9 protein-coding genes are annotated in these 12,711 nt (G+C 69.7%); 8 read left to right on the top strand and 1 reads right to left on the bottom strand.

What is annotated here, in order from left to right:
* Window positions 1–28: 28 nt before the first annotated feature.
* From OG798_RS08760 to OG798_RS08725, 8 genes are all read left to right on the top strand, one after another.
* Complete coding sequence (locus OG798_RS08760) at window positions 29–1,051, top strand: LacI family DNA-binding transcriptional regulator (RefSeq protein WP_267060881.1); 1,023 nt, start codon at window positions 29–31, stop codon at window positions 1,049–1,051.
* Between the two features lie 74 nt (window positions 1,052–1,125).
* Window positions 1,126–2,805, top strand: a complete 1,680-nt coding sequence (locus tag OG798_RS08755; RefSeq protein ID WP_267060880.1) for an ABC transporter substrate-binding protein — start codon at window positions 1,126–1,128, stop codon at window positions 2,803–2,805.
* Between the two features lie 82 nt (window positions 2,806–2,887).
* Complete coding sequence (locus OG798_RS08750) at window positions 2,888–3,865, top strand: ABC transporter permease (RefSeq protein WP_093595270.1); 978 nt, start codon at window positions 2,888–2,890, stop codon at window positions 3,863–3,865.
* 14 nt (window positions 3,866–3,879) lie between these two features.
* The gene (locus tag OG798_RS08745; RefSeq protein WP_067385377.1) at window positions 3,880–4,800 is read left to right on the top strand and encodes an ABC transporter permease; all 921 of its coding nucleotides are present in this window, start codon (window positions 3,880–3,882) and stop codon (window positions 4,798–4,800) included.
* 3 nt (window positions 4,801–4,803) lie between these two features.
* On the top strand, window positions 4,804–5,757 hold the full coding sequence (locus tag OG798_RS08740; protein WP_328756743.1) for an ABC transporter ATP-binding protein: 954 nt from the start codon (window positions 4,804–4,806) through the stop codon (window positions 5,755–5,757).
* Window positions 5,754–6,797: an ATP-binding cassette domain-containing protein gene (locus OG798_RS08735; protein ID WP_267060878.1), complete on the top strand. Its 1,044-nt coding sequence runs from the start codon at window positions 5,754–5,756 to the stop codon at window positions 6,795–6,797. Before OG798_RS08740 ends, OG798_RS08735 begins: the two co-directional genes overlap by 4 nt.
* A complete protein-coding gene (locus OG798_RS08730; protein WP_267060877.1) occupies window positions 6,794–8,326 on the top strand; it encodes a glycoside hydrolase family 32 protein in 1,533 nt (510 codons plus the stop codon). The genes OG798_RS08735 and OG798_RS08730 overlap by 4 nt, the downstream gene beginning before the upstream one ends.
* An 84-nt stretch (window positions 8,327–8,410) precedes the next feature.
* Window positions 8,411–11,980: a GH32 C-terminal domain-containing protein gene (locus OG798_RS08725; protein WP_328756742.1), complete on the top strand. Its 3,570-nt coding sequence runs from the start codon at window positions 8,411–8,413 to the stop codon at window positions 11,978–11,980.
* A gap of 307 nt (window positions 11,981–12,287) precedes the next feature.
* Here the strand turns inward: OG798_RS08725 and OG798_RS08720 are convergent, their stop codons facing one another.
* Window positions 12,288–12,677 carry a transposase gene (locus OG798_RS08720; RefSeq protein ID WP_443053725.1) on the bottom strand — a complete coding sequence of 130 codons (390 nt, stop codon included), beginning with the start codon at window positions 12,675–12,677 and terminating at the stop codon, window positions 12,288–12,290.
* Window positions 12,678–12,711 lie beyond the last annotated feature (34 nt).

Genomic DNA, 12,711 nt, shown 5'->3' with positions numbered 1-12,711 from the left:
CACCTCCACCGACCGAAGGGGACTGAAAGTGGCCACGAACAAGACGCAGCGCGTGACCATGAGCGATGTGGCTCAACGCGCGGGTGTCTCGCGGACCACAGTCTCCTTCGTCCTCAACGACAAGCCCGGCGCCGCCATCCCTGACGAGACCCGTCGGCGGATCCTGGAGGCGATCGACGAGCTCGGCTACCGGCCCAACGCCGGGGCGCGGGCGCTGGCCGCCAACCGCAGCGGCTGGTTCGGTCTGATCACCGAGATCGTGACCGGCCCCTTCGCGGCGGAGGTGATCACGGGCGCGCAGAGCCGCGCCTGGGGTGACCGGAGGTTCCTGCTGATCGCCGCGAGCGAGGGCGATCCCGTGCAGGAGGCCGCCGCGCTCGACCAGATGCTGGAGCACCGCGTGGAAGGGCTGCTGTACGCCACGACCTGGCACCGGGCCGTCAGCCTGCCCAAGGCCGCCCGCGAGGTGCCGACGGTGCTCGTGAACTGCTACGACGCGGCAGGAGAGCTGCCGTGCATCCTGCCCGACGAGGTGTCCGGTGGACACAAGGCGACCCGCCGGCTCCTGGACGCCGGTCACACCCGCATCGGGTTCATCAACCTCGACCCGGCGATCCCGGCCGCCATCGGCAGGCGCGACGGGTACGAACGTGCCCTGCGCGAGGCCGGGATCACCCCCGACCCCTCCCTCGTCATCCCCGGCTGGGCCACCGCGGACGGCGCCTACACCGCCGCCTGCGAACTGCTGGACCGTCCGGCCGCCGACCGGCCGACCGCTCTGTTCTGCGGCAACGACCGGATGGCGATGGGTGCGTACGACGCGATCAAGGAACGTGGACTGCGCATCCCGCACGACGTGGCCGTGGTGGGGTTCGACAACCAGGAACTCATCGCCGCCTATCTGCGGCCGAAGCTGACTACGCTCGCCCTGCCCTTCGAAGCCATGGGCACCAAGGGCGTCGACATGCTCGCCGCTCTCGCAGCGGGGCAGCCGCTCGACACCCACCGGGTGACGATCGACTGCCCGCTGCTCGAACGCTCGTCGGTCTGACTGCGAATCAGTCCGCCGAGGAATCCCATCCCGTCTTCGTCCTGTGTGTTGAAGAGAGGAAAAGAGTCTCCATTATGGCACCCTCCATCGCCCCGCGGCGGCTTCGGCCCGCCCTGAGAGCGGTCACCGCGACCGCCGCCGCAGCCCTGGTCCTGTCCGCCTGTACGGGTGGCTCGGGCGCCGCCGGCGTCGGTGACACGTCTGGCAACCAGCTGCTCACCATCCCGCGCGAGGATCTGGCGACGTTCACGCGCAATTTCAATCCGCTCTCCCCGCAGGCCGCCCCCATGACCCTCCAGGCGGTCTACGAGCCGTTGGCAGTACACAGCATGGCGGATGCCAAGGACACGCCGTGGCTGGCCACCAAGTGGGAGCAGGCCAAGGACGGCAAGTCCCTCACCTTCACGCTGCGCGACGGCGTCAAGTGGTCGGACGGCCAGGCGCTCACCGCCGACGACGTCGTCTACACCTTCGAGCTCCAGAAGAAGGTGCTCGGTGGCTTCGACTACCTCGACAAGGTCACCGCGGTCGACGCCCACACGGTGAAGTTCTCCTTCAACAAGGTGTTCTCGACCGCCTTCTACGAGATCAGCGGCCACTACATCCTGCCGAAGCACATCTGGTCCAAGGTGAAGGACCCGGCGAAGTTCACCAACCCGAACCCGGTCGGCACCGGCCCGTACACCAAGATCGAGAAGTTCCAGAGCCAGTCGTACGAGCTGCGCAAGAACCCCGACTACTGGCAGCCGGACAAGCAGCAGATCGCCGGCATCCAGATGCTCGCCTTCTCCGGCAACGACAGCGCCAACATCGCCTTCACCAACGGCGAGGTGGACTGGACGCAGTCGTTCATCCCGGACATCGAGAAGTCCTTCGTCGCCAAGGACAAGAAGCACAACCACTACTGGTTCCCGGCCACCGGCGCCATGATCAACTGGCAGCTGAACACCACCAAGGCGCCGTTCAACGACCCGGCCGCGCGCAAGGCGCTCAGCATGACCGTCGACCGCGACCAGATCACCAAGGTCGCGATGAACGGCTACGCCGAACCCGCCGACTGCACGGGCCTGGCCCACACCTACGACAAGTGGCGTGACACGTCGCTGGCCGCCTCCTGTACCTGGACGAAGTACGACACCGACGCGGCAGCCAAGGCCCTCGACGCGGCCGGCTACAAGGAGAGCGGCGGCAAGCGGAAGCTGAAGAACGGCAAGAACTTCACCCTCGACATCTCCGTCGGCTCCGCCTCCTCCGACTGGATCTCCGTCGCCAACATCATCAAGCAGGACCTGGCGAAGGTCGGCATCACCGCCACCGTGAAGACGCCCGACTGGTCGGCGGTCTCGTCCTCGTACAACACCGGCACCTTCGACACCGGCATCGTGTGGAGCAACAACGGCGCCACCCCGTACGAGTACTACCGCGGCGTGATGTCGACCAAGATGGTGCAGCCGGTCGGCAAGCAGGCCACGGAGAACTACCACCGCTTCGGCGACAAGAAGGCCGACAAGCTCATCGACGCCTTCGCCGCCGCCACGGACGAGAAGACGCAGCGCGAGCAGACGAACGGCCTGCAGGAGCTGTACAACAAGGACGCGCCCGTCGTCCCGCTGTTCACCGGCCCCGAGTGGGGCGCGTACACGGACGCCCGCTTCACCGGCTGGCCCACCGAAGAGAACCCGTACGCCACCCTCGGCAACCGCAACGGCAGCACGATCCTCGTGCTCACCTCGCTGAAGCCCGTCAAGAGCTGACGCACGGATCGGCGGCCGTCCTCCTCCCCGGACGGCCGCTCCCCACCGCACCCCCGCACCCCCTACGACAGGAGCACGACCCGTGCGTCTCATCCTGCGCAACCTGGGGTTCTATCTGCTCGCCTTCTGGGCCTCCCTCACCCTGAACTTCGTGCTCCCGCGCTTCATGCCGGGCGACCCGGTCTCCCGGATGTTCGCGCAGGCCCAGGGCACGATGCAGCCCGACCAGATAGCCCAGTTGCGGAAACTCTTCGGCCTCGACCACCGCCCCCTGTGGGAGCAGTACCTCAGCTACATCAAGAGCGTCTTCACCGGCGACCTCGGCATCTCCATCACCCGCTTCCCCACCCCGGTCACCGACGTGATCGGCTCGCAGATCGGCTGGACCCTGCTCCTCGGTGGCGTCGCGCTCGTCATCGCGGCCGTGCTCGGCAACCTGCTCGGCATCGTCGCCGCCTGGCGGCGCGGCGGCGTCCTCGACTCCGCCTTCCCGCCCCTGCTGATCTTCGTCGGCTCGTTCCCCTACTTCTGGCTGGCCATGGGCGCGCTGTACCTGTTCGGGGTGAGCCTCGGCTGGTTCCCCATGCGGCACGCCTACGACGTCGGACTGACCCCCGGCTTCAACGGCGAATTCCTCTCCAACGTCGCCACCCACCTGGTGCTGCCCGCGCTGACCATCGTGCTGGTCTCCATCGGCGGCTGGATGCTCGGCATGCGCAACACCATGATCGCCACTGCGGCCGAGGACTACATCACCATGGCCGAGGCGAAGGGGCTCAGCCCCTCGCGGATCATGTTCCGCTACGCCGCCCGCAACGCGCTGCTCCCCTCCGTCACCAACTTCGGCATGGCGCTCGGCTTCGTCGTCGGCGGCGCGCTGCTCACCGAGGTCGTGTTCGCCTACCCCGGCATCGGCTACCAGCTGCTGATGGCCGTCCAGGGCCTGGACTACCCGCTGATGCAGGGCATCTTCCTGACGATCACGGCGGCGGTGCTGATCGCGAACTTCCTCGTCGACCTCGTCTACGTCCGCCTCGACCCGCGCGTCCGCGTCCGCTGAAGGGGGCTGCCGACATGACCGCCATCGAGATCGCGACGGCCACCACGCCGACCACCCCCGCACGCACCTCCCGCCGACGCGGACTGGTGCGCCAGCTCATCGACAGCAAGAAGGCGTTGACCGGTCTGATCCTGCTCGCCGTCTTCGCGCTGCTGGCCCTGCTCGCACCCGTCCTCGCACCGGGCGACCCGTCGCTCATCAACTCCACGGGCAGTCAGGCCCCCTCGGCCGCACACTGGCTCGGTACGACCGCCAAGGGTCAGGATGTGCTCGCCCTCACCCTGTGGGGTGCGCGCAGTTCGCTCTTCGTCGGGTTCACCGTGGGGCTCGTGGCGACGGGCGTCGCCATCGTCGTCGGCCTCGCCGCCGCGTACTTCGGCCGCATCGTCGACGACGCGCTGACCCTGGTCACCAACGTCTTCCTGCTGCTGCCTGGCCTGCCGCTGCTCATCATCCTGGCCGCGTTCCTGCCGCCCGGGACCTCCACCGTGATCCTGGTGCTCGTCGTCACCGGCTGGGCGGGCTCGGCCCGGGTCCTGCGGGCGCAGGCCAAGTCGATCCGGGGCAAGGACTTCGTGGCCGCGGCCGTCGTCACCGGGGAGCGCCCGCTGCGGATCATGTTCCTCGAGATCCTGCCCAACATGGCGTCCGTGGTGATGACCACGCTGCTCGGCTGCGTGATCTTCGGCATCGGCGCCCAGGCCGGCCTGGAGTTCCTCGGCCTCGGCGACAGCAGCGTCGTCAGCTGGGGCACCAACCTGTACTGGGCCAGCAACGACGGCGCGCTGATGACCGGCACGTGGTGGGCCTTCGTGCCCTCCGGACTGTGCATCGCGCTCGTCGCCTTCGCGCTCGCGCTGGTCAACTACGCGGTCGACGAGATCACCAACCCGAGGCTGCGCAACCGCCGTGCCCGACGTGAGAGGAGGGGCTGAGCCATGGAACCCGTACTTGAGGTGAACGGCCTGCGCGTCGAATACCGCGGCGACGGACGCACCGTCGTGGGCGCCGACGACGTCTCCTTCTCCATCGGCGCCGGAGAGATCTTCGGCCTCGCCGGGGAGTCCGGCTGCGGCAAATCGACCATCGCCAACGCCGTGATGCGGCTGCTGAAGCCCCCGGCGGAGATCACCGCCGGCAGCATCCGCTTCCAGGGCAGGGACGTCCTCGGCCTGGACCCACGGGAGCTGCGCGCCTTCCGGTGGCGGGAGATCGCCATGGTCTTCCAGTCGGCGATGAACTCCCTCAACCCCGTCCTGACCATCGGCGAGCAGATCGTCGACATCTTCACCACCCACGAGAAGCTGAAGAAGCGGCTCGCGCGGGAGCGGGCCGGCGAGCTGCTTCAGCTGGTCGGCATCGACCCGGGAAGGCTGAAGGCGTACCCGCACCAGCTCTCCGGCGGCATGCGCCAGCGCGTGGTCATCGCCATGGCCGTCGCACTCCACCCCCGGCTGCTGATCATGGACGAGCCGACCACCGCGCTCGACGTGGTCGTGCAGCAGGAGATCATGGCGCAGATCCGCGACCTCCAGCGGGAGCTGGGCTTCTCCATCCTCTTCATCACCCACGACATGTCCCTGATGATCGAGCTCTCGGACCGCATGGGCGTGATGTACGGCGGACGGATCGTCGAACTCGCCGACGCCAAGGATCTGTTCGCGGGGCCGCTCCACCCCTACACCGAAGCGTTGATGAACGCCTTCCCGCCGCTGACAGGCCCGCGCCAAGAGCTCACCGGCCTCTTCGACGCCCCCCGCACCGCCGACAGTTGCGGCTTCCACGTCCGCTGTCCCGAGGACCGCTCGGACTGCTCCATGAACATCCCCGACCTGCGCGAGATCGCCCCCGGCCGGTGGGTGGCCCAGAGTGCCCAGGGAGCCCCGCGATGACCCAGCCCCTGCTGTCCGTACGCGGTCTGACCAAGGACTTCCAGGTCGGCACCGTCTTCTCCCGGCGCCGCGTCCGTGCCGTCAACGACGTGTCCTTCGACCTGCCGGCCGGCCGGATCACCGCCCTGGTCGGCGAGTCCGGCAGCGGCAAGTCCACCATCGCCCGCTGCCTCGCCCGCCTCGAACAGCCCTCCGCCGGACAGGTACTGCTCGACGGCCAGGACATCCTGCGCACCGAGCCGCGCCGGGCATCACGGGCGTACCGCCGCAAGGTCCAGATGGTCTTCCAGGACCCCTTCGGCTCACTCAACCCCGTCCACCGCATCGAGCACTTCCTCACCCGGGCCCTCGTCCTGCACGGCCACTCCGCCACACCAGAGGCGCTGCGCGAGCTGATAGAAACGGTCGGCCTGACCGAGGACATGCTCCAGTCCTACCCGCACGAACTCTCCGGCGGCCAGCGTCAGCGTGTCTCCATCGCTCGCGCGTTGGCGGTGGAACCGCGCCTCATCCTGGCCGACGAACCGACGTCGATGCTGGACGTCTCCGTGCGCGTCGGCGTGCTCAACCTGATGCGGCGCCTGCGCGACGAGCGGAACATCGCCATGCTCTACATCACCCACGACCTGGGCTCCGCCCGCTACCTCGCGGACACCACGATGGTCATGTTCGCCGGCGAACTCGTCGAGGGCGGCGACGCACTGGCCGTCATGGACGCCCCCGCCCACCCCTACACCCGCCTGCTGCTGTCCGCCGTACCCGACCCCGAACGGGCCGGCAGCTACGACCCCGTCGAGCGCGCCAGGCTCCGCGAGGCGATCCTCAACCCCACGTCCTGCCCCTACGGCGACGACGGCGCGTGCAGCCGCACCGAACCCGTCCGCCACATCGTCGGCGAGAACGACGGACAACCCCACTGGGTGCGCTGCCACCTGCGCGCACCCGCCTCCGACATCGCCCGCCGCGTCCTCAAGGCCACCGACCGGCCGGACGACGAGGCCACCGACGACACCGAGAAAGCGGAGACCACCGCCGCATGACCCACGACCTCACCCTCCCCTCCGGCACTCCCGTCGCCGAGGGGCTGGCTGAACGCGCCCTGCGCGACCCCCACCGCCCCCGCTTCCACTTCACCTCGCCCGGCGGCTGGCTCAACGACCCCAACGGGCTGAGTCACTGGAACGGCGTCTACCACCTCTTCTACCAGTACAACCCGCTCGCCGCCGCCCACCACCGCATCCACTGGGGCCACGCCACCAGTACCGACCTCGTGTACTGGGCCGATGAGCCAGTCGCCCTGATGCCAGGCTCGGACGGCCCGGACCGCGATGGCTGTTGGTCCGGTGTCCTGGTGGACGACGGGGGAGTGCCGACGCTCGTCTACTCGGGCAGGCACGGAGACCACGAACTCCCCTGCGTGGCCAGGGGATCGGCCGACCTGCGGTACTGGACCAAAGACCAGGCCAACCCGGTCATCACCGCCCCGCCCGAGGGCGTCGACATCACGGCCTTCCGCGACCACTGCGTCTGGCGGGAGGGCCAGGTGTGGCGCCAGCTGGTGGGCTCGGGCATCCGGGGCGTCGGCGGAACGGCCTTCCTGTACGAATCCGACGACCTGCGCAGCTGGCGCTACGTCGGCCCCCTGCTGACCGGCGACGCCTCGCAGAACCAGGGCGAGCTCGACTGGACCGGCACGATGTGGGAGTGCGTCGACCTCTTCCGGCTCGGCGAGGACGAGGAGGCCGACAGCACCGACGTCCTGGTCTTCTCCGCCTGGGACGAGGGCACCACCCACCACCCCCTGTACTGGACCGGCCGCTACCAGGGCGACACCTTCAACCCGACCGCCCTCCACCGCCTCGACTACGGCGGACGCTACTTCTACGCCCCCCAGTCCACTCGCGACGAGCACGGCCGCCGCATCATGTTCGGCTGGCTCCAGGAGGGACGGACGGACGAGGCGAACGCGCAGGTCGGCTGGTGCGGCGTGATGTCCCTGCCGAGGGTCGTCACGCTCGCCACGGACGGCGGCCTGCATCAGGCCCCGGCGCCGGAGCTGACCGAGCTGCGGCGGGAGCGCGTAGAGGTGGCTCCGGGCCGGCAGGCCGACCGGTACACCCGGCTGCCCGCCGTGCGCGGGGACCAGCTGGACATCGAGACGACCCTGCGTCTCGCTCCCGGAGCGACCGCCCGGCTCGTGATCCGCGAGACACCGGACGGCGCGGAACGCACGGTCGTGGAGGTGAGCAGGGCGCAGGACGGAACGGGCGGCACCCTCCGCCTGCACCGCGAGACCAGCAGCCTCGACCCGACGGTCGACACCGAACCCCGTTACGGCGAACTGCCGTTGGGCACTGACGGGCGGGTCGACCTGCGCGTCCTCGTCGACCACTCCGCACTGGAGGTCTTCGCCAACGGGCGTGCCCTCACCGCCCGCATCTACCCCACCCGCCCGGACGAGGCCGTAGGCGTCGGTATCGGCGCCGACGGCGAGGTGGCCCTGGAGCGGTTCGACGCCTGGCAGATGGCGTCGGCCTTCACCAACGGACCCCGGCCGCTCTGGCCGTGACGGTCTTACACACGGCCACGGCCCGCGGGGTGGACGTCCCCCCGGGCCGTGGCCCACCCTCCCCTGCTCTCCTCAGGAGCTGCCATGAGCGTGTCCCGCCGTACCCTCCTGCTCGCCGGAGGAACCGCCGCCACCCTGCTGCCTCTCGGAGGCATCCTCCCCGCAGCACAGGCCGCCCCGAGCGACGCCGGAGCGACGCCCGCCGCCACCCCGATTCCCGACCCCATCCCCGTCACCGGCACCTGGACCCGCACCTCCGACGGCGGCCAGAAGGCGACCGCCGGCCGTCGCGGGCCCGCCCTCGCCCTGTCCGAGCAGCAACTCGCGGCCAAGGGCACGTACGCGGCCCGCGTCACGGCCCATTCCTCCTCCGCCGTAGGCGCGTTGGTGTTCCGGGCAGCCCTGGACGGCTCGACCGGATACGCGGTCGCCCTCGACCCCGGCCGCGCCCGCATACGGCTCTACGACCTGGCCGGCGGCGACACACTCGCCACCGCGCCGCTGCCGGGCGCGCGGACCGCAAGACCCTATGACCTCGAAGTGGCAGTCGACGGATCCGAGCTGACGGTGCATGTCGACGGCAAGCGGCTCCTCCACATCGAGGCCCACCGCCACGACACCGGCTCGGTGGGCCTGCTCGCCCAGGGCGGCACGGTCACCTTCGGCCCGCCCTCCCTCTCCTCAGTCACCACCAACCTCACCGGCTGGACCACGAGCGGCGGCACCTGGACGGCGAGTCCGCTGGGCTGGCGCGCGGCCCCAACCCAGAAAGCCACCGCCCGCGCCATCACCACGACCAAGACCTACGACACCGCGCTCCAGGCCGACCTGCTCCTGCACGACGCCTCCGCCATCGCCTCACTGCTGGTGCGCACCGACGCCACGGCCACGCTCGGCTACGGCGTCCAAGTCGACGCGGACCAGGGCACGCTGAGGCTCTACCGCATCGACGGCAACGTCACGCTCAGCACCTACGCGACCACCATCAAGGCCGACACGGTCTACCGCCTGCGCATCGAAGCCGAACACGACGAACTGCGCGTGCACTGGCAGACCAACTTCCTCTCTCCCGACGGCTACAGCCCCGTCATCACCGCCCAGGACTCCACCCACACCAAAGGCCGACTCGCCGTCACGGCATCGGCCGGAGCGGTGTCCTTCGAGAACATCGCCGCGGCCGACCTCGCCACCGGCCTCCAGGGCTGGACGGCCCGCTCCGGCACCTGGACCCCCGACCTGCGCGGCATCCGCGGCGAGAACGGCCTGCGCACGACCCCCTTCACCGACGGCGACCTGGTGGCGAGAGCCGACATCACACCCGGCGGCCCCTCCTCCTCTGCCGGTCTCGTCCTGCGCGCGTCCGCGAACGGCTCCGGCGGCTACGAAGCCCGCCTGGAAGCCGGCCGCAACGCCGTCGTCCTGCTGGACCGCTCCTCCGGCGCCCGCCTCGCCTCCGCCTCCGGCCCGGTCCGGCGCATCGCGTCCGGCGGCACCTATCGCGTCGAGGCCCGAGCGACGAGCAGGACGATCGAGGTGTACCTGGACGGCGTACGGGCGCTCAAGACCCGCATATCCCGAACCACGGGCGCCACCGTCGGCACCGCGGCCGCGCACGGGGCGTCGTACTTTCAGAACGTCGAGATCCGCAGCACCGCCGACTACTTCACCGAGCCGTACCGCCCCACGTACCACTACTCCCAGCTCACCGGCTCCACCAGCGACCCCAACGGCCTGGTCTACTACGACGGCGAATACCACCTCTTCCACCAGGACCAGGGCCGCTGGGCGCACGCGGTCAGCACCGACCTCGTCCACTGGCAGGCCCTGCCGATCGCCCTGCCCTGGAACGCCTACGGCAACTGCTGGTCGGGCTCGGCGATCGTCGACGCCGACGACACCTCCGGCCTCTTCGACGGCGGCTCGGGCCTGATCGCGTACTACACCAGCTACCACCCGGACAAGCCGGGCGGAAACGCCAGCGTGCGCATCGCCTACAGCAAGGACAAGGGCCGCTCGTGGCAGTGGCATGGCGGCTCGACCCCGGCCGTGCAGAACCCGGGAGGCCCCGACGCCGGCTGGACCTTCCGCGACCCGAAGGTCATCCGTGACGAGGCTCACGACCAGTGGCTGATGGTCGTCTCCGGCGGCGACCACATCCGCTTCTTCACCTCCGCCGACCTCCTCACCTGGACCCAGGTCAGCTCCTTCGGCTACGGCGACTGGGCCACGCCCGGCGTCTGGGAGTGCCCCGACTTCTTCCCGCTGCCGGTCGACGGCGACAAGGACAAGGTGAAGTGGGTCCTCACGCTGAGCACCGGTGCCGTACGCGCCACGAACGGCTCGGCCGCCCAGTACTTCACGGGTGAGTGGAACGGCACCGGTTTCACTCCCGACCAGAAGGCCGGCACGGTCCTGCGCGCCGACTCCGGCCGTGACTACTACGCCGCTATGTCCTTCTACGGTCTGCCCGACGACCGCCGCGTCTGGCTCGGCTGGATGAGCAACTGGGACTACCCCTTCAGCGCCCCGACCGGCGGCTGGAACGGCCAGCTGAGCACCCCCCGCGAACTGACCCTCACGGACACCGCCGACGGCGTACGCCTGGCGCAGCGCCCGGTCCCGGAGCTGGTCACGCTGCGCACGTCCACCACAACTCGCAAGGACCTCGCCGTCGGCCCCGACTCCGCGAACCCGCTCGCGGGCGTCACTGGCATCGCCTATGAGATCGAGGCCGAGATCACCCTCGGCACCGCCACGGAGATCGGCTTCCGGCTCCGGACCGACGACGACCAGCACACGACAGTCGGATACGACGCCGAGGCGCAGGAACTGTTCGTGGACCGCTCGGCATCGGGTCTGAGCGACTTCACGCAGTACTTCGCGGGCCGCACGACCGCGCCGATGAAGACGACCGACGGCCGCGTGACCCTGCACGTGTACGTCGACTCGTCCTCGGTCGAGGCATTCGGCGCGGACGGCCGGGCCGCCGTGACCAGCCTGATCTTCCCCACGCCGGACGCCAGCGGCATGGCCTTCTACGCCAAGGGCGGCACCGCGCACATCGACTCGCTCAAGGTGCACAAGCTGGACAGCACCTTCCGCCTGGTGGATCGGGTGAAGCCGCTGGTGGCCGCCCCGACCGGCGGTGAATTCCGCTCGGACCTCGACAAGTTGACGATCACCCCCGCCGGCCGCTGGTCGACGGACAGCGCGGGCCGCGCCGGAAGCTTCGACAAGGACTCCAACGCGATCTCGTCCCGCACGGCGGCGGACTTCGACCTCACCACCCTGGTCCGGCTCGGCGGCCCCGACCCGGACACAGGCGGCGCCCTCTCCCTCCTCTGGCGCGCCTCCTCCGACGGCACCGATGCCTACTGCCTCAACATCGACCCCGACCTACGCGTGATCCGCCTGGTCGGCAAGGCCAACGGCTTCTTCGACGACGGCGCCGCCCTCGCCCGCGTCCCGGCCCTGCTCCGCCGCGGCACGACCTACCCCGTCCGCATCCTCACCGAGGGCGACCGCATCCAGGTGTTCCTCAACGGTGAGCGGATCATCGACGTGACGGACACGACGTACACGAGCGGACACATCGGCCTCAACGTGTTCGGAGGGAGGGCGGCGTACCAGGACACCTACGCGAAGGAGCTGTGACCGCCGGAATACCTCGCCAGGAGAGTTACTCCTCGTCCGGTTCATCACGCTCGGGCGGCTGGTCGTAGGCGCTCAGGAGCCCTTCGCATCGTGCGCGCCAGCGCAGCCGATCTCACTGCGAGGCCGCGCCGGAGCGCTCCGGCGCGGCCTCGTGGTCTCACGGCTCCGCACAGAGGTCCCGTCAGGATGGTTCCCGGCGGGGCTTCGCCGTATCACAGACGCCCCTATAACGGGGGGTCGATAGAGACCGTCCTGACCAGGTGGAAGACCTCGCGGGCGGCATATCGCTTGAGTCCTCTGAGTCAAGTCAGCTGGCTTTGAGGCGTTGGGTGGCGGGGTGGTTGTCAGGGTCGTAGGGGGTGGCGTTGTGCCAGCAGGCCCATATGACGCGGAGCCACGCGCGGGCGACGATGCGGGTGGCGTGGGGGTTGTGTTTCCCGCGTGCGCGGGCGTTTGCGTAGAGGGCGGCGGCCCAGGGTGATTGCATGCGGGAGTTGTGAGCGAAGGCGGTGACGGCCTTGCGGGCACGTGTGTTGGCGGCCCATCGGAAGTAGACGCCATGTGCCTTCCCGGATGCCTTGGTCACCGGTGCGGCTCCGCACTCGGCGGCGGCCTGTTCGGCGGACTCGACGCGGTCGAGGATCGGGCCGACCTCGGCAAGCAGCTGCGCGAGGTTGATGGTGCCCACGCCAGGCAACCGGGCGAGGAGGACGGCGCGCGGGTGCCTGGCG

This window comes from Streptomyces sp. NBC_00271 (assembly GCF_036178845.1).
Classification (GTDB): Bacteria; Actinomycetota; Actinomycetes; order Streptomycetales; family Streptomycetaceae; genus Streptomyces.
Note: the sequence above shows the minus strand (reverse complement) of the source record. Positions and strands in the feature narration are given on the sequence as shown.